The sequence below is a fragment of the Streptomyces sp. NPDC048254 genome, assembly GCF_043201895.1.
In the GTDB taxonomy this organism is placed as follows: domain Bacteria; phylum Actinomycetota; class Actinomycetes; order Streptomycetales; family Streptomycetaceae; genus Streptomyces.
The window spans coordinates 499,218-516,983 of the sequence record NZ_JBICZJ010000003.1 but is presented as its reverse complement, the minus strand read 5'-3'; the positions used below and the strand labels follow the sequence as shown (position 1 = coordinate 516,983).

Below are 17,766 nucleotides of genomic sequence, written 5' to 3'. Positions count from 1 at the left end.
ACCGGACAGCCCGGTATAGAAGGTCTCTCCATGTGGCCCGCCCATGGACTCGGCGGCTGTCGGCTCCGTCTGGATGGCTTCCAGATGCTGCTGGGCCTCGGCGAGGCCGATGCCGCGCTGGAAGGCGGCCATCAGGCCGGGGTCGTGTCCGGCCGGCACCTCGTTGTCCTGACGGGGTGCCGGGCCGCCGCGGAGCTGGGGGACGATGTGCTCCTGGGCGCGGCGGCGCGGCAGTTGGGGTTTGCCCATGGTGCCGCGCACCGCGCCGTCGCGCGGGACGGGCGGGGCACCGGCGTGCTCGGCGACCGCGGGCCGGTCCTCGGGTCGGATGCCGGGCAGCGCCTCGGCGGGGTTGGGCCGGGTCTCCTGGGTGCCGCGTACCGGCAGCGGCGCGGGGGCGGCCCCGTGGTGCGCGTGCCGGCGCCGCCCGCCGGCGGCGACCGCGGCCGGTCCCTGCTGCGGTGCGGGCCGCCTCCGGTCCGCCGGTGCATCACCCGGGGCAGCTGCCCGGCCCCCTGCTCCCGGCGCACCACCCGGTGCCCCCGGTGTGCCGCCTCCGGTTCCCGCGTCGCGCGGCCGCGGTACCGCTCCCGGTGCCCCAGGTGTGCCCGGTGCCGTACCCAACAGGCCCTGCGGGACGACGAGGACGGCCTGGACGCCACCGTAGATGTTGGTCTGGAGGCGGACGTTGATGCCGTGGCGGCGGGCGAGCTGGGAGACGACGAAGAGGCCGATGCGGCCGTCGGCCAGCAGGCTGGCGACGTTGACCTGGTCGGGGTCGGCGAGCAGGGCGTTCATCTTGGACTGTTCGCCGACCGGCATGCCGAGTCCCCGGTCCTCGACCTCGACCGCGAGGCCGGAGGTGACGAGGTTGGCGCGGAGCAGCACCTGGGTGTGCGGCGCGGAGAACACCGTGGCGTTCTCCACGAGTTCGGCGAGGAGGTGGATGACGTCGGCGACGGCGTGCCCGCGCAGTTCGCCGTCGATCGGCGGGACGAGTTTGACCCGGGAGTACTGCTCGACCTCGGCGATGGCGGAGCGCAGCACCTCGGTCATGGAGACGGGGTTGCTCCACTGCCGCCGGGACACGGCGCCGCCGAGCACGGCGAGGTTCTCGGCGTGCCGCCGGATACGGGTGGCCAGGTGGTCGACGTGGAAGAGACCCTTGAGGAGGTCCGGGTCCTCGATCTCGTTCTCCAGCTCGTCGAGGATCGAGATTTCTCGATGCACGAGAGACTGAAGCCGCCGCGCGAGGTTGACGAAGACCTCCAGCTTCTGTTCGCTGCCGGCGTGGCTGGAGAGCTGGGCCGCCTGCACGACGGCGGTGACGGCGCCGTCGTGCGCGCGGGACAGGTCGGCGGCTAGCAGTTCGAAGTCGTCGGCGTCCTCGGGCGGTCCCCCGCGCGGCTTGCGCGGGGGCGGGGTCTCGCCGCGGCGCAACGCGTCGACGAGGGCCAGCAGATCGGCCTCGCCGCGGGCGGCATTGCGGCGCAGGGTACCGACACGGTCGCTGACCGAGCGGGCGGCGCGGCCCGCGGCCACGGCGGCGATCACGATGCCCGCGACCGTCACCGAGACCGCTCCGGTGAGCACGACCAGCAGGGTGAGACTGGGCCGGGCACCGGTGGAGCGGACGGTGAACAGGACGGCCGCGCAGCCGCTGAGCGCCACCGCGACCGGCGGCAGCACGGCGAGGCGCATCAACTGAGGCCGTATGTGGGTCTCGGGCAGCGCGGGAACGGGTCGGGCGACCGGACGTCCGTGCCGACCGCCCTCACGGCGGTCGGCGCGGGCGGCCGGTGCACGGAGGTGAGACATCTGCGTCCTCGTACTGGTCCGTCGGGCCTGAATTGCTCGCGCCTACCGCGCGAGGTGGGCATGCGCCATCGCGGTGCCGGCCGAGGGGACCGCAAAAGAATTCGGCCCCGTGTCGCCCGACGGACACTCACAGTAGTCGCCAACGCATCATGTGCGGTGGGCAGTTGACAAAGTCCCCCGGAGATGGTCCCGCTCTGGTATGAGCAGTCGCACGACAGACCGATAACCTCCTCGCCGTCTCACTCCTGAACGGCCACCACCCGATCTGAGCTGGTCAAAAACGGTCACAAGGAGAAGGGGAACACCGGAGCGAGCGCCGCCCCGCACCCCTCGCCGACCGTAGGCCGGCACACCCGCGGAAGGTCCGGCGGGGCGAGCCGGCAGCCTGCCGCACCCTCGCCATCACCCCCCAGAACATCACCCACGGTGACCTCTTTCCCGTCGGTCGCCACGTGTCCTCTCCCGCGAAGAGCCGTCGTGCCGGTCGGTGTCCGTCACCGCCTCGGCCACGGCCCGCGTCCGGTCCGGGCGGCTCAGGACGTCCGCGCTGTCGACGAACTGGTCCACCGCGCCGACGGTCGGCAGCTCCCGTATGCCGGGGGCCTTGATCCGGGCGACGAGGGCCCGGGTGAAGCGGTCGGCGCGCAGCACCCGAAAGGGCCGGGAGTGGTACGGGCGGGTGGCCGGGTCGACCCGGTCGGTGAGCTCCAGCTCGTTGTGCAGATGGCCGACTATCTCGTACGCGTGCACCAGGTGCCGCTCACGGGCGTGCCAGTCCGTGGCGGCGAGAGCGGCGGTGAGCACCGGGGTGAGCCGAGGGGCCGCGGGGGTCCGGGCGAAGGCGCTGCCGAGCCACTTGCCGTACGGCGGGTAGCGCCGGTCCATCAGCAGGCAGAGCCGCATGAGGTCGCGGACCAGGCGGGCGGCCGCGACGGCGGAGCCGAGTTCGTCGCCGACCTCGCCGCAGCGGCCGACGAAGGCCTCCTCCTGGGCGATGCGCTGCCACTGGCAGGCGAGTACATGCAGCCAGAGGTCATGGGGGTACCAGCCCAGGGCGGCCCGGGCCGGGGAGAGTGTGTGGAGGCCGTCGTGGAACACGGCGCCCGCGGTGGCCTCGGCGAGAAGCTGGGTGGGGGTGGCGAGCCAGTCCGCCGGCGTGACACCGGAGGCCGGGTCGAAGCCGAGGACGGCGCGGAACCAGGAGGAGACACCGGTCACTTCGACCCGGTGGTGCACGCGGCCGTCGGTGACCCGCATGACCCGGATGTCGCGGTCCCCCGTGGCGGCGAAGTGGGTGGGCCAGCCGTGAAAGGTCTTCGGGAGGTGTTCGGCGAGCATATGTCTGATCCGCCCACCGTGGCGGGACACATCGTGGGGGTGCAGAAAGAGCTGGAGGCGCGGGCCCCACTCGTGGTCGGCGGAGCGTTCGGTGTCGTATCCGAGGACTTCGGAGCCCGGACCGACCCGGGCCGCCGAGTGCGGAACGCCGGGGGCCGCCTCCTCCAGCAGCGAGCGTACGGCCTCGGTGTAGAAGCGCCTGGACAACTCAAGTCCTGGTAAAAAAGCAGGGGTTGGCATATGTGCATGACTCATGCCGATGCCCCTGCCCAGGTTGTGCAGGGGCATGCACGCCACTTTCACGTCACCGCCACACCGGCGGCGCCGTCACTTCACAAGATCGTCCGCGTCCGGCGTCACCGCTTCGCCGGCCAGGTCGAGGTCCTGCCGCCCGGCCTCGCCGCGCGGCTGGACGGCAGAGCGCCACGGCCGGGCGATCGGCGCCGACACCTCGCGCCACCACGGTTCGGCGGGCAGCTTCCCGGACGGCTCGAAGGGCTCACCGGGGCGCGGCAGTGCCACCGCCTGGCCCGCCCCGTCGCCGGAGTCCTTGGTCCACTCCCCCGGCTCGGCCCAGGGGTGCGGGGCGAGGTTGAAGGTGCCCCAGTGGATCGGCAGCAGCACCCCGTGCGGGCCACCGCCCTGCAGGTCGAGGTGGGCCCGCATGCCCTCCTCGGGCGTCATGTGTATGTCGGGCCAGAACTCGCTGTACGCACCGATCTGGATCATCGTCACGTCGAACGGCCCGTGGTCGGCGCCGATGTCCTTGAAGCCCTCGAAGTAGCCGGTGTCACCGCTGTGGTAGATCCGGTGCTGCTCGCCCGCGACGACCCAGGACGCCCACAGGGTGTGCTGGGTGTTGCGCAGTCCCCGGCCGCAGAAGTGACGGGCGGGAGTGGCCGTCAGGGTGAGCCCGCCGACCTTGGTCTCCTCGTGCCAGTCCAGCTCGCGCAGCCGGTCGGCGGGGACGCCCCAGTGTTCGAGGTGGGCGCCGACGCCGAGCGGCACCGCGAAGAGGGTGTCCGTGCCGGCCAGCGCCTTGATGGTGGGCAGGTCGAGGTGGTCGTAGTGGTCGTGCGAGATGACCACCACGTCGACCGGGCCGAGCGCGGCCAGCGGCAGCGGCACCGGGTGCAGCCGTTTGGGCCCGGCGAACGGGAACGGGGAGCAGCGCTCGCCCCAGACGGGGTCGAACAGGACGCGGTGCCCGTCGATCTCCGCGAGCACGCTGGAGTGCCCCATCCAGGTCACCCGCAGCCCGCTCGCGGCGGGCCGGGCGAGGTCGGCGACCGTGGTGGCGTGTACCGGGACGGTGCCCCGGGGAGCGCGGCGGACGCGCTGCTCCTTCTCGAAGTAGATCTTCGCGAAGTCCAGCATCGAGCCCGAGGGGCGGGTGCGGGCGGTACCGCCGGGGTTCTGGAAGACACCGCCCTTGAAGTGCGGTGAGCTCTGGATGCGGGCCATGCGCTCGCCGCTGGGGTCCACGCCGAAGGCAGCGGGCCGCAGCTCGCGCAGCCCGGAGCTCAGGGAACGCAAACGGGGGGACACGGGTACCTCCAGTGGTGTGGCCGAGGTCCTCCATTATGGTCGGCCCCTCGGGTGGTCGGCGTTGACACCCTGCCGCCCAGCTCCTGATACTGACCCACTGTTCAGTAACACCCTCGTTCACGAACCTCTCGGGAGCCACCATGGCCGCTCCACTGATGTCTCTCGTCTGGACCGACCACATCACCGGCCGGCAGGGCTTCCTGGTCGTCGACCGCCTGGTGCGGGGCGTGGCCAGCGGCGGTCTGCGGATGCGGCCGGGCTGCACCCTGGAGGAGGTCACCGGGCTGGCGCGCGGCATGACGATGAAGGAGGCCCTGCACTACAGCCCCGAGGGCCGCTACATCCCCCTGGGCGGCGCCAAGGGGGGCATCGACTGCGATCCGCAGGATCCGGGGTCGTACGCCCTGCTGGTCCGCTATCTGCGTGCCATGCGGCCGTATGTCGAGAGCTTCTGGACCACCGGCGAGGACCTCGGGCTCACCCAGGACCTGGTGGACCGGGCGGCCGTCGAGGCGGGGCTGGTCTCCTCGATCCAGGCCGTGTATCCGCTGCTGGACGACGAGGCGGCGGCCCGGCGCCGGCTGGCGGACGCCTTCGCCATCGAGGTGGACGGGATCGGTCTCGACGAGTTGGTCGGCGGCTGCGGGGTCGCCGAGTCGGCGCTGACCGCTCTGGACCGGGCCGGGGTGCCGTACCCGGGGACGCGGGTCGCGGTGCAGGGGCTGGGCACGATGGGCGGGGCCACCGCGCGGTTCCTCGCCCGCGCGGGGCTCACGGTAGTGGCCGTCGCCGACGTCAAGGGCACGATCGCCAACCCGGCGGGCCTGGACGTCGAGGCGCTGCTGCGCGCGCGGGACGCGTACGGCACCGTCGACCGCGCGGTGCTGCGCCCCGGCGATCTCGAGCTGCCGGGCGACGCCTGGCTGTCCGCCGACGCGGAGGTGCTGGTGCCGGCGGCGGTGTCCTACGTCGTCGACGCGGCCAACGAGCACCTGGTCACCGCGCGCTGGATCGTGGAGGCGGCCAACATGCCCGTGCTGCCCGAGGCGGAGGAGCGGCTCGCGGCTCGCGGAGTGACCGTGCTGCCGGACGTGGTGGTCAACTCGGGTACCAACGCCTGGTGGTGGTGGACCCTGTTCGGTGACATCGGCCCGGTCGCGGACGAGGCGTTCGCCCACACCCGCCGCTCGATGCGGGCCCTGGTGGAGCTGATGCTGGATCGCGCGGACTCCGACGGCACGACCCCGCGTGCCGCGTCCCACGCGCTGGTGAGCGACCGGCTGCCGGTGATCACGGAACGGTTCGGCTGGTACCGCTGAGGGGACGGGTGCTCAGCGGCGCCCGCGCCCTGGAGCGAGGCCACGAGGGCCGGCGGGAAGGCGCCGTACTCACGGCTGTGCGTCGCGGGTGAGGACGACGGCGTAACGGCACTCGGCGTCCGTGGTGTTGGCGAAGACACGCTCGGCGGGCGGGCCGAGTTCGACGGTGTCGCCGGCGTCGAGTTCGTGGGCCGTGTCGCCGTCGTGGAAGGTCAGATGGCCGTCGAGGACCCAGACGAGCTGTCGTACGAAGGCGAAGGCGGCGGCCGGGTAGGGCACCCGGGCTCCGGCGGGCAGGCGGATCTCGGCGATCTCCGCCGGGAAGCGCGGTCCGGTGATCTGGCGGCGCCGGTAGCCGGTGCCGGGGTCGCGCCACTCGGCCGCCTCGGCGCCGCGCCGCACCCCCGCGGTCTCGGCCATGGTGTCCTGGCCGCCTTCGGCGAGGGTGAGCAGGGACGCGACGCTCAGCTGGAACGCGGCGGACAGCTTGCCGAGGACGACGGCGGTGGGGCTGCTCTCGCCGCGTTCGATCCGGCTGATCATCGCCGGGGAGACACCGGACGCGTCCGCGAGCTGCGCCAGGGTCCAGCGACGGCGTTCCCGCTCGGTGCGGACGCGGGCCGCGATCCGTGCCGCCAAGGAGTCCGCCGACGGATCTACTATGTTGGACATGGATCCAATATACGAGAGAGACGGGACGGTGACGGTCCGCCCGGCCCGCCCCGGTGACACGGAGGCCGTGCGCGCGATCCGCAACCACGCGATCGAGCACTCGACGGCACTGTGGACCGAGACCCCGCAGTCCCCCGTCGAGGGAGCGGCCTGGCTCGCCGTCCATCTGGCGCGCGGCTCGGCGTTCGTGGCCGAAGTGGCCGGCGAGGTGGCCGGATTCGCGGTGTACGGGCCGTGGCGGGAGCTGGACGGCTACCGGCACACCGTGGAGGACTCGGTCTACGTCCGCGAGGACCGGCACGGACTCGGCATCGGCTCGGCGCTGCTGGGCGCCCTCATCACCGCGGCGCGCGCGGCCGGCCACCACATCGTGATCGCGGGCATCGAGGCGGAGAACACCGCGTCGGTCCGGCTGCACCAGCGGTTCGGTTTCGAGCATGCCGGCACCGTCCGGGAGGTGGGCACCAAGTTCGGCCGCTGGCTGGACCTCACGCTCATGCGGCTGCCGCTGGCCTGAGACGGCACCGCGCGCGGGGGTACGACCGATTAGGGTGACCGCGTGGCGAGAGTGCGGTTGAGTGTGGCCGAGCGGCGGGAGGAACTGCTGCGGGCCGCCATCGAGCAGATCGAGGCGCGGGGCGTGGCGGCGGTACGGATCGCCGATGTCGCCTCGGCCCTCGGGGTGAGCAACGCCCTGGTGCTGTACCACTTCTCGACGAAGGAGAAGCTGGTCGCCGCCGCCTTCGCCTACGCCGCCGAGGACGACCTGACGCATCTGCGCAAGCTGCTGGGCCGAGGTACGTCGGCGTCCCGCCGGCTGCGGGCGGCGGTGCGCTGGTACGCGCCGACCGGGCAGGCCAAGGGCTGGCGACTGTGGATCGAGGGCTGGGCGGTGGCACTGCGCGAGCCCGCCCTGCGGGAGGTCACCAAGAAGCTGGACCAGCAGTGGAAGGCGGCGATCGCGGAGGTCATCGCCGAAGGGGTGGCGGCCGGCGAGTTCCGGTGCCCCGACCCCACGGCCGCGGCGCTGCGGCTGACCGCCCTGCTCGACGGGCTCGCCGTCCAGCTCACCTCGTATCCGGGCGCCCTGTCGCGCTCCCGGGCGCAGGAGTGGGTCGACGAGGCGCTGGCGCGCGAACTGGGGCCGGCCGAGGAGCAGTAAGGGGCGGCTCACCAGGCTGCCGCCCCTTACGCGCGTGCCGCCCCTCACGCGCTCTTCCCGCCCTCAGGCCACGGAAGCGATCCGCATCTTGATGTCGTCCGGGGAGAGCGCTCCCTTGGCCGTCACGTGGTCGCCCGACGACTCGCCGCGCAGCCGTCGTCCGATCCACGGCACCAGGTACTCACGGGCCCAGTGCACGTCGTCGCGGCGAACCTCCAGAGTGCCGCGGGGCGGCAGCGGCGGCCACGGCTGGTCCGGGTCGGCCGGCACCTCGACGCCGAGCGCCTGGCCGGCCCGCAGCGCCACGCGGGTGTGCCCCTCGGGAGACAGGTGCAGCCGGTCGCCGTCCCAGGCCCGCCGGTCCTGCACGGTCTTCAGGGACCACAGGTCGAGGACCGGGCAGCCGTACCGGTCGGCGACGGCCCGGACATGGCCGTTGTAGGTGGCGATCTTGCCGCGCAGATGCTTGAGGACGGGCACGCCCCGGGTGTCGAACCCGGTGGTCACCAGAACCGTGCCGACGGCCTCGGTCAGTTGGGCCACGGCCCGCTCGAACCGCTCGGCCACCTCGTCGGGATCGGTGCCGGGGCGGATGATGTCGTTGCCGCCCGCGGAGAAGGAGACCAGGTCCGGGGCGAGTTCCAGGGCCTGCGGCACCTGGTCCGCCACGATCTGGTCGAGCAGTTTCCCGCGCACCGCGAGGTTGGTGTACTCGAAGTCGCCCTCGGGCTGCCGGTCCGACAGCAGAACCGCGAACCGGTCCGCCCAGCCGACGAACGCCCCGTCGGGGCCAGGGTCGCCCACGCCCTCGGTGAAGCTGTCCCCCACCGCCACGTACGACCCGATCACTGATGCATTGTCACTCTTCGAATCGTCTGCCACGTCGGACCATGATTCACCTTCGACTGTGACCTACGCGACCGTAATAAGGGCTTGACGAACGGTGAGATAAGACACGCCTAAATACTCGACCAAGCCAGGAATAAGCCTCCGAACAGTGGTGTTGAAGCGTCGATCGCCCGAAGGCCGGACCCGGGGATCGGGGGTCCGGCCTTCGGAGTGCGTGTCAGATCAGCGGGGTTCAGGGTCAGCCGACGGCGAGGCCCTTGGAGCGGAGGTAGCCGACCGGGTCGATGTCGGAGCCGTAGTCGGGGGTGGTCCGGATCTCGAAGTGGAGGTGCGGGCCGGTGACGTTGCCGGTGGCACCGGAGAGGCCGACCTGCTGGCCCGCGGTCACGGTCTGGCCGACCGAGACGGAGAGCGCGGAGAGGTGGCCGTACTGCGCGTAGTAGCCGTCGGCGAGCCTGATGACGACCTGGTTGCCGTAGGCACCGCCCCAGCCCGCCGTGACGACCGTGCCCGCGCCGACGGCCTTGACCGGGGTGCCGGTCGGGACGACGAAGTCGACGCCGGTGTGGTAGCCGCTGGACCACATGCCGCCGGCCACGTGGTAGCCGGTGCCGACGGTGCCCCCGGCGACCGGGAGGGTGAATCCGGAGGCGGTCGTCGTCGACGCGCCCGAGGAGAAGGCCGTGTTCGAGGACGACGACGAGGAGGGGGCGGAGGACTGCGAGTCGGGCCGCGGCTGGGACCGCGTATCGGACCAGGAGTCCGAGGTCGGGGTCTCCGTGGTCGCGGCGTGGCGGCCGCCGAGCGTGAGCTTGAGACCGGGGTGGATCAGCGAGGGGTTGTCGCCGACCGCCTGCCGGTTGTCGGCGTAGAGCCGGTGCCAGCCGCCGTTGACGTTGTGCTCGCGGGCGATCTTCGAGAGATAGTCGCCGGGCACCACCGTGTAGACGCGGTGCGCGGAATCGCCGGTGCCGGAATCCTGAACGGCGGACTTCTGGGCGGCGGCCTTTCGCGCAGCCGTCTTCTCGACGGTCGGCAGCGACTGCGTGGCCTTTTCGGAAACGGACTGCGAGGTGAGCGCGTGGGCGCCGGTGGCCCCCATGAGCGGCAGAGCCAGCGCGGCGCCACCGGTTCCGGCGACGGCCATCGAGCGGGTGAAACGCTGGGTCTTGGGGCGGCGGTGCTTACCCTTCGCGGGCATGACGCATTCCTCTCCGGCGCCTGCGGGGTGAGCTGTCGGGTTCGGGCTGGAGCTGCCCGGCCACGCGGGAAGACGTGGCTGCACCCCTAGCCGTCCCGGGAACCGGAACAGGCGGTCATACCTGGTGGGTCCCCCGCTCCTGCCGGGCACGGGTGAGTGTGTGTGGGGACTCCGGACGGCGGCAGGATTCGGCGTTCCGTCCGGATGCGTGGCGAACGTAAGCGAGTAGGACGTACGTAAACAAGCGGTCGGTTCCGTCTGTCCGAGTTTCGCTTGATCCGTTACGGGAATCCCGGTCACCCTCCGTGAATTCCCGTCTTACGCATTTCTCCAATCCCCTTGAAAAGCACCGGAATTACGTGAACATGACGCGCGACGGACGGTCACGAATATGACGCTCCTCACGCACGTCACGCCACGTCCCCTTATTCCGCACGGAGTTGCAATTAAGGCGCTATATCGGACAGAAGGCTCAGATGCGACGCAGCCGGAGAACCGTCGCATCCAGGTCGCCGCGCAGCTCGGTGCGCAGCCCGTGGTGCAACAGAACGGCACCTCGATGCACTTCACCCGTTTCACGGCATTCGTACGACGCCGTCGGGTCGAGGCCCCGCAGGCGCAGCGCCGGCATCGGCTCGCCGTAGCTCTGCGCCTGGAGCCAGGCGAGGACCACGGTCTCGTCGCCGAGCGTGTACTGCACCGCGCTGAGCCCGCCGGCCGGCGGCCGCAGCCGGAACTGGTCGCCGCGCTGCACCAGGGGCCTGATGTCCTTGTAGAGCTCCACCCAGCGGCCGGCCTCGGCGAGCTCCTCCTCGGTCCACTGCGAGAGGTCGCCGCCAACGCCGAGCGCCCCGGCCATGGAGCTGACGAAGCGGAAACGCAAGCTGCTGACCCGGCCGTTGAGCTGGTGGTTCGGGCTGTCGGTGACCCAGGCGGACATCACCCGGGCCGGGTGGATCTGACTGAAGCCGTGCTGGATGGCGAGCCGGTCCAGCGGGTCGGTGTTGTCGGAGGTCCACACCTCGTCGGTACGGCTCATGATGCCGAGGTCGATCCGGCCGCCACCGCCGGAGCAGGACTCGATGGCGACGTTCGGGTGGGCCGCCCGGATCCGGTCGAGCAGGGCGTACAGCCCGCGGACGTGGTCGACCCACAGCCGCTGCGGGTACGGCTCGCCGGGCCAGCCCGCGTCGGTGAAGCAGCGGTTGAAGTCCCACTTGACGTAGTCGATCGGGGCACTGGACAGCAGGGTGTCGAGCTGCTCCCAGAGGTACTCCTGGACGTCCTCGCGGGCGAGGTTGAGGACGAGCTGATTGCGCAGTTCCGTCCGCTTTCGTCCCTGCTGGTACTGCACCCAGTCGGGGTGCGCGCGGTACAGGTCGCTGTCCGCGTTGACCATCTCGGGCTCGACCCAGATGCCGAACTGCATGCCGAGGGCGTGTACGTAGTCGGCGAGGGGCTTGAGGCCCTTGGGGAAGCGGTCCGGGTTGGGCGTCCAGTCGCCGAGGCCCGCGCGGTCGCTGGTGCGGGCACCGAACCAGCCGTCGTCGACCACGAACAGCTCGACGCCGATCGCGGCGGCCCGCCGGGCGAGGGTGGCCTGCTGCTCCTCGGAGATGTCGAAGGTGGTGGCCTCCCAGGAGTTGAACAGCACCGGCCGGTCCCGGTCGGCGTCCGGGATGACGTACGCCCGTTGGTAGGCGTGCCAGGCGCGGCTCGCCCCGCCGAAGCCGCCGTCGGTCCACAGGCCCGCGAAGACCGGGCTGGTGTAGGACTCGCCCTCGGCCAGCATCAGCAGGCCCGAGTCGTCGTAGCCGGCGCCGCCGGTGATCTGCACGCGCGCGTCCGGGAGTTGGGCGACCGCGATCCGCCAGGAGCCGGACCAGCCGAGGGCACAGCCCCAGACCTCGCCGCGCTCCTCGGTGGCGTCGGTGTCGAGGGCGACCCAGGGCAGGTGCTGGTGGCTGGTGTGGCCGCGGCGGCTGCCGATCACCTTCTCGCCGTAGGTGAGCGGGGCGCTGGTGAGGCGGGACTCGGCGGCCCAGCGGCCGTGCAGCTGGGAGAGCCGCCAGCCCTCGCGGTCCGGGAGCGTCCAGGCGGCGGGGTCGGCACGCAGCAGCTCCAGGCGCGCGTCCCCCTGGTTGTCGACGGTCACCCAGCGCTCGACGACGTCGCCGCGCATCCGGTAGTGCAGGGTGATGAGGATCCCGTCGTCCCGGAAGCGAAGGCGGAGCCCGTCACCGTCCGCGGCCTCCCCGCCGTCGCCGTCCGTCTCGTACGACTCGAAGGTCCACTCGGTGCCGCGGCGCTCCTCGGTACGCACGGACAGCGCGGGGCGGACGAAACGGGGACCGCCCTCGACGGGGTACTCCTCACGGCCGTCCAGCGGGGACTCGAACGCCCAGTAGCCGGGCAGCGCCCGGGTGCTGAGCTCCTCGGCGTCGGCGAGCCCGATTTTCGCGCCCCAGTGCAGGTGGAGCAGTTCGTCGTCCTCCGTGAGGTGCAGCGCGTAGCTGCTGCCCGGGCCCGACAGGAGCCAGGTACGACCGTTTTCGGCGATGTCCACCACGAGAAACCTCACACAGGTGCCAACAGATCCGCTCAAGCACCAACATCATCAAGGGCACGGGCCCCGGAGGCAACGCCTGTGGACAACTCATTGCCCGCGGAAACCGATGTCGTATCGTCGACCCAGTGCCCGTCGACGAGCAGCGCCGACGGGGCCGGCCGGGAGGAGCCCCCGTGACGCAGCAGGTCCCGTCCACCGAGCCCGAGCTGGCCGGTGTGCGCAACTTCCGTGACGTGGGCGGCCTGCCGACCGTGGACGGGCGGCGGGTCCGGCACGGCGTGCTCTTCCGCAGCGGGCACCTGGCGCACGCCACGGAGCAGGACGCGGAGTTCCTCGCCTCCCTCGGCCTGCACACGATCTTCGACTTCCGCAACGCGGCCGACCAGAAGCTGGAGGGCCCGGACGTCGAGCTGCCCGGCGTGCGGAACCTGAACCTGCCGCTGACCGACCCGGCGCACGGCGCCGAGTTCTGGACGATGGTCCGCGAGGGCGACATCGAGCAGCTGCGCGGCCTGCTGGGCGACGGCAAGGCCGCCAACCGGATGGTCAGCTCGTACCGCACGATCGTCAGGGACCGCACCGACGAGCACTCGCGTGTGCTGCACGGCCTCGCCGAGGACAGCGTCCCGGCGCTGATGCACTGCGCGGCCGGCAAGGACCGGGCGGGCGTCTCGATAGCCGTGACGCTCCTCGCGGTGGGCGTGGAGCGGGACGCGATCCTCGCCGACTACCTGGAGTCCAACGCCAAGCACCGCCGCTACAAGGTGCGGCGCAGCGGCGGCGGGGACAGCGCGTACAGCCCCGAGGTGATGGAGCTGCTGGGCCCGCTCTTCGAGGCCCGTGCGGAGTATCTGACGGCGGCCTTCGAGAGCATCGAGGAGACGTGGGGTGACGTCGACACGTACCTGGAGCAGGGCCTGAAGCTCGCCCCGGAGACCCGCGAGCGGCTGCGCGGGCGCCTCCTCGACTGAGGCCGGGCGCGGACCGGAGCGCTCAGCCCTTGCCGCCGACGGCGAACAGCAGGTAGAGGAACGCGGCGAAGACGTGCCCGACGGCGATGTAGATGATCAGCCGGACCCACAGGGCCCGGGGGAACTTCTCCTCGATGTTGCTCACGGCAGCTCTCCAGTGATCGGCCCCAGGCACAGCGCGGCCAGGGGACTCTGCAGCAGGGTGTGGACGAACAGCAGCTCGACCCCGTCGTGGTCCTCGGCGGCGAGCCGGTGCGGGGTGAGCGAGTCGAAGTGGGCGCTGTCGCCGGGCGCCAGCACGTGGGTGGTGTCACCGAGGCGCAGCCGGAGCCGCCCGTGCAGGACGTACAGCCACTCCTCGCCGGGATGCACCCGCACGATGTCGCCCTGGGTGCCGTACGGCACCCGGACGCGCAGCGCCTGCATACCGCGGCCGGACGCCCCGGCCTGCCAGTACGTCCAGCCGCCCGCCCTGGTCGGATCCATGTCCGCGGTCCGCACGATCGCGTCCTTGTCGGCGACCGTCTCGCCGAGCAACTCGGAAACCGTCGTACCGTAGACACGGGCGAGCGAGAGCAGCATCGGCAACGAGGGCTGGCGCTGCCCGGTCTCCAGCCGGGAGAGGTGGGCCGGTGACAGTCCGGCGTCCCGGGCCGCGGCCTCCAGGGTGAGGCCGGCGCGGCGGCGCAGAGAGCGCAGCTGCGGGGCGACGGCGGGCAGGTCGTCGCCGGGACCGGCGGGAGGCGCCGGGTCTGAGGCGTTCATGCCTCCATTGAGCCGGACCGTTGCCTCAGCGGCAAATTTCTTGCCTCAGAGACAAAATCCGAAGACAGGAAGCGAAGACCAAGAAGCGGGGGCCGCCCGCAGGAGGCCCCCGCTTTCGGCGTCAGCGGTTGGCCACCGCCTGCTTGATGAGGGTCTTGCTGAAGTCCCACATCAGGCCGCCGCCGCTGTGGGCGTCGTCCATCACGTCCGTGAAGGCCGCCACGAAGCGGTCCACGTCCGACTCGTCGACGATCAGCGGCGGGATGAGCTTGATGACCTCCAGGTGATCGCCGGAGACCTGGGTGAGGATCCGGTGGCGTTGCAGCAGCGGTACGACGACCATCTGCGCGAACAGGCCCTTGCGGGCGGCCTGGAGCATGGTCCAGCGGCTGCGGAGCTTCAGCGAGCTGGGCCGGCCGAACTCGATGCCGATCATCAGGCCCCGGCCGCGTACGTCGGCGAGCAGCTCGTACTTGTCGACCAGCGCGGTGAGCCGGGACTTGAGCTGTTCCCCCACGGCCCGGGCGCCCGCGACGACCTGGTCGTTCTCCATGACGGAGAGCACGGCGAGTCCGGCCGCCATCGCCTGGGCGTTGGCTCCGAAGCTCGCCGAGTGGACCAGGACGCGGTCCATGGACGAGTAGACCTTCTTGAAGATCCAGTCCTTGCCGAGGGTCGCGCCCACGGGGACATAGCCGCCGGACAACGCCTTGGCCACGCACACCAGGTCCGGTTCGACACCGTCCTCGTGCTGGTAAGCATAGAAGTCGCCGGTGCGGCCGAGGCCGGTCTGCACCTCGTCGGCGATCAGCAGCGCCTTGTGCTTGCGCAGCAGTTCCTGGGCGGCGCGCAGATAGCCGGGCGGCGCCTCGTGCACGCCCTTGCCCTGGATCGGCTCGACGATCAGGGCGGCGACATCGCCCTTCCTCAGCTCCCGGGCGAGCGCGTCCAGGTCGCCGAGGGGGACGGCCGTGTCGGGCAGCAGCGGGGCGAACCCGTCCCGGAAGCCGTCCTCGCCGTTGACCGACAGCGAGCCGGTGGTCAGGCCGTGGAAGGCGTGGTCACAGTAGAGGACGCGGGGCCTGCCGGTGGCGAAGCGGGCGAACTTCAGCGCGGTCTCGACCGCCTCGGTGCCGCTGTTGCCGAAGAACACCCGGTCCAGGTGCGGGCTGTGGGCGAGGAGCCGCTCGGCGAGCAGTCCGGGCAGCGGCTGGCAGTCGAAGCGGGTGAGGTCGGCCAGCTGCGCGTCCAGGACGTCGTGCAGGGCCTTGCGGACGACGGGGTGGTGGCGGCCCAGGCCCATCACGCCGAACCCGGCGAGCATGTCCAGGTAGTCGTTGCCGTCCGCGTCCCAGAAGTGGGCGCCCTCCGCACGCTCGTACACCTTGTCGAAGCCGATGGTGTGCAGCATGCGGGGGAGCTGGTGGTTGAGGTACTTGCTGTGCAGCTCGTACCGCTCACCACCACGCTCGGCGAGCACCGCACCGAGGTCGAACTCCTTGCTCATTCTTTCTCCTCGTAGGCGCCATCCATGACAGCGCCCTCGGCTGAGGCGCCCCGAAGGGGCGGCGCGGGGCGCATCGATTTGCGGCTACCGCCGCGGGGCGCGACCAGCCCGGACGGCGCCGCACCCGCCACACGACCCCCCGCGGCATCCCCGCCCGCGCCCTCGGCCCCCCGCCCCGCGAGACTCGCTCCGATCCGCCCCGCGATCTCCACCGGCGTCAGCCCGATGTCGGCCAGCACCTCCCCCCGCTTGGCATGCGCCAGGAACTGCTCCGGAATCCCGAACCGCCGTACCGGCACGTCCACTTCGGCGTCGCCGAGCGCGAGCGAGACCGCCGCCCCGACGCCCGCGGCCCGGCTGTTGTCCTCGACGACGGCCACCAACTCGTGCTGGGCGGCCAGGACCGGCAGCGCGGGGTCCACGGGCTTGACCCAACGGGGGTCCACGACCGTGCAGCCGATGCCCCGAGCGGCCAGCAGCTCCGCGGCCTGGAGGCAGACCGGCGCCATCACGCCGACCGCGACCAGCAGCACCTGCGCGTCCTCGTCGCGGTGCAGGACGTCGATCCCGCCGATCCGGTCGACGGCCGGGATCTCCGGGCCCACCGACTCCTTCGGGAACCGCACCAGCGTGGGCGCGTCGTCCACGGCGACCGCCTCGCGCAACTGGAGGCGCAGCTGTTCGGCGTCGCGCGGGGCGGCGATCCGCAGGCCCGGGACCACCTGGAGCACGGACATGTCCCACATGCCGTTGTGCGAGGCACCGTCGACACCGGTGACGCCCGCCCGGTCCAGGACGAACGTCACCCCGCAGCGGTGCAGCGCCACGTCCATCAGCAACTGGTCGAAGGCACGGTTCAAGAACGTGGCGTAGACGGCCACGACCGGGTGCAGCCCGCCGGTCGCCAGGCCGGCCGCCGAGACGGCAGCGTGCTGCTCGGCGATGCCGACGTCCCAGACCCGGTCGGGGAAGCGCGCGGCGAACTTGCCGAGGCCGACCGGGTGCAGCATGGCCGCGGTGATCGCCACGACGTCGTCGCGCTCCTCGCCGATCCGGACGATCTCGTCGCCGAACACCGAGGTCCAGGAAGGCCCGTTGGACGGCGCGAGCGGCTCGCAGGTGAGCGGGTCCATCACGCCGACGGTGTGGAAGTGGTCCTCCTCGTGGGCGAGCGCGGGCTCGTAGCCGCGCCCCTTCTCGGTGAGGCAGTGGACCAGCACAGGACCGTGGAAACGTTTGGCGCGCCGCAGCGCCGACTCGACCGCCCTGACGTCGTGGCCGTCGATCGGGCCGACGTACTTGAGGCCCAGGTCCTCGAACATGCCCTGCGGGGCGAAGGCGTCCTTGAAGCCCTTCTTGGCGCCGTGCAGGGACTCGTAGATGGTGTTGCCCACCAGCGGGGTGCGCAGCAGTACGTCCTTGCCCCAGGCCAGCACCTGCTCGTAGCCGTCGGTGGTGCGCAGCGCGGCCAGATGGTTGGCGAGACCGCCGATGGTGGGGGCGTACGACCGCTCGTTGTCGTTGACGACGATGATCAGCGGCCGGTCCTTCGCGGCCGCGATGTTGTTGAGCGCCTCCCAGGCCATCCCGCCGGTCAGCGCGCCGTCGCCGATCACCGCGACGACATGGCCCTTCTCCCCCTGCACCTGGCGGGCCTTGGCCAGGCCGTCGGCCCAGCCGAGCGCGGTCGAGGCGTGGCTGTTCTCGATGACGTCGTGCTCGGACTCCTCCCGCGAGGGGTAACCGGACAGGCCGCCCTTGCCGCGCAGCTTGGAGAAGTCCTGACGGCCTGTCAGCAGCTTGTGGACATAGCTCTGATGACCGGTGTCCCACAGGATGCGGTCGACCGGGGACTCGAAGACCCGGTGCAGTGCGACGGTCAGTTCCACGACGCCCAGGTTGGGGCCGAGGTGACCGCCGGTCCTGGCGACCGCGTGCACCAGGAACTCACGTATTTCTTCGGACAGTTCGTGAAGTTCCGCCTCGGACAGCGCCTTCAGGTCGCGTGGTCCCCGGATGGTCTCCAGAATCGTCACGCTCGGCCCCC

14 protein-coding genes, 1 pseudogene and 1 riboswitch are annotated in these 17,766 nt (G+C 71.7%); of the genes and pseudogenes, 4 read left to right on the top strand and 11 right to left on the bottom strand.

The genetic code is table 11. The features are described 5' to 3' along the window. Positions 1-45: 45 nt before the first annotated feature. The 3 genes and pseudogenes from ACGFZQ_RS12005 to ACGFZQ_RS11995 all read right to left on the bottom strand — a co-directional run. A pseudogene (locus ACGFZQ_RS12005) lies at positions 46-1,818 on the bottom strand (ATP-binding protein); the annotation flags it as partial. Between the two features lie 417 nt (positions 1,819-2,235). Beyond that, entirely contained in the window at positions 2,236-3,396 is a 1,161-nt protein-coding gene (locus ACGFZQ_RS12000; RefSeq protein ID WP_393840378.1) for a DUF4037 domain-containing protein, read from the bottom strand. Positions 3,397-3,483: 87 nt separating this feature from the next. Further along, on the bottom strand, positions 3,484-4,704 hold the full coding sequence (locus ACGFZQ_RS11995; RefSeq protein WP_393840228.1) for an MBL fold metallo-hydrolase: 1,221 nt from the start codon (positions 4,702-4,704) through the stop codon (positions 3,484-3,486). A gap of 140 nt (positions 4,705-4,844) precedes the next feature. On the opposite strand from ACGFZQ_RS11995, the gene ACGFZQ_RS11990 reads away from it, so the two are divergent. Then, a complete protein-coding gene (locus tag ACGFZQ_RS11990; protein ID WP_393840227.1) occupies positions 4,845-6,023 on the top strand; it encodes a Glu/Leu/Phe/Val dehydrogenase dimerization domain-containing protein in 1,179 nt (392 codons plus the stop codon). Positions 6,024-6,092: 69 nt separating this feature from the next. On the opposite strand, the gene ACGFZQ_RS11985 is transcribed toward ACGFZQ_RS11990, so the two are convergent. Beyond that, entirely contained in the window at positions 6,093-6,695 is a 603-nt protein-coding gene (locus ACGFZQ_RS11985) for a helix-turn-helix domain-containing protein (protein ID WP_393840226.1), read from the bottom strand. Here ACGFZQ_RS11985 and ACGFZQ_RS11980 point away from each other — a divergent pair. Next, positions 6,694-7,212, top strand: coding sequence for a GNAT family N-acetyltransferase (locus tag ACGFZQ_RS11980; protein WP_393840225.1), 519 nt, complete (start codon positions 6,694-6,696; stop codon positions 7,210-7,212). The genes ACGFZQ_RS11985 and ACGFZQ_RS11980 overlap by 2 nt on opposite strands. A gap of 42 nt (positions 7,213-7,254) precedes the next feature. Beyond that, a complete protein-coding gene (locus tag ACGFZQ_RS11975; protein WP_382535666.1) occupies positions 7,255-7,857 on the top strand; it encodes a TetR/AcrR family transcriptional regulator in 603 nt (200 codons plus the stop codon). Positions 7,858-7,920: 63 nt separating this feature from the next. On the opposite strand, the gene ACGFZQ_RS11970 is transcribed toward ACGFZQ_RS11975, so the two are convergent. The 3 genes from ACGFZQ_RS11970 to ACGFZQ_RS11960 all read right to left on the bottom strand — a co-directional run bounded on the left by ACGFZQ_RS11970 (position 7,921) and on the right by ACGFZQ_RS11960 (position 12,476). Next, complete coding sequence (locus tag ACGFZQ_RS11970; protein ID WP_351743307.1) at positions 7,921-8,706, bottom strand: SGNH/GDSL hydrolase family protein; 786 nt, start codon at positions 8,704-8,706, stop codon at positions 7,921-7,923. A gap of 238 nt (positions 8,707-8,944) precedes the next feature. Continuing rightward, positions 8,945-9,907, bottom strand: coding sequence for a peptidoglycan DD-metalloendopeptidase family protein (locus ACGFZQ_RS11965; RefSeq protein ID WP_393840224.1), 963 nt, complete (start codon positions 9,905-9,907; stop codon positions 8,945-8,947). 4 nt (positions 9,908-9,911) lie between these two features. Then, a riboswitch (cyclic di-AMP (ydaO/yuaA leader) is annotated at positions 9,912-10,072 on the bottom strand. A gap of 307 nt (positions 10,073-10,379) precedes the next feature. Then, entirely contained in the window at positions 10,380-12,476 is a 2,097-nt protein-coding gene (locus ACGFZQ_RS11960; RefSeq protein WP_393840377.1) for an alpha-galactosidase, read from the bottom strand. Between the two features lie 173 nt (positions 12,477-12,649). Between ACGFZQ_RS11960 and ACGFZQ_RS11955 the strand changes: the two genes are divergently transcribed. Then, positions 12,650-13,447, top strand: coding sequence for a tyrosine-protein phosphatase (locus tag ACGFZQ_RS11955; protein ID WP_351743312.1), 798 nt, complete (start codon positions 12,650-12,652; stop codon positions 13,445-13,447). Between the two features lie 22 nt (positions 13,448-13,469). Here ACGFZQ_RS11955 and ACGFZQ_RS11950 read toward each other — a convergent pair whose 3' ends face one another. From ACGFZQ_RS11950 to dxs, 4 genes are all read right to left on the bottom strand, one after another. Continuing rightward, positions 13,470-13,592, bottom strand: coding sequence for a DUF6126 family protein (locus ACGFZQ_RS11950; RefSeq protein ID WP_123972047.1), 123 nt, complete (start codon positions 13,590-13,592; stop codon positions 13,470-13,472). After that, complete coding sequence (locus ACGFZQ_RS11945; protein ID WP_351743317.1) at positions 13,589-14,212, bottom strand: XRE family transcriptional regulator; 624 nt, start codon at positions 14,210-14,212, stop codon at positions 13,589-13,591. The genes ACGFZQ_RS11950 and ACGFZQ_RS11945 overlap by 4 nt, the downstream gene beginning before the upstream one ends. A 121-nt stretch (positions 14,213-14,333) precedes the next feature. Continuing rightward, positions 14,334-15,719, bottom strand: a complete 1,386-nt coding sequence (locus ACGFZQ_RS11940; protein ID WP_393840223.1) for an aspartate aminotransferase family protein — start codon at positions 15,717-15,719, stop codon at positions 14,334-14,336. Continuing rightward, on the bottom strand, positions 15,716-17,755 hold the full coding sequence (dxs, locus tag ACGFZQ_RS11935) for a 1-deoxy-D-xylulose-5-phosphate synthase (protein WP_393840222.1): 2,040 nt from the start codon (positions 17,753-17,755) through the stop codon (positions 15,716-15,718). The genes ACGFZQ_RS11940 and dxs overlap by 4 nt, the downstream gene beginning before the upstream one ends. Between the last annotated feature and the right edge of the window lie 11 nt (positions 17,756-17,766).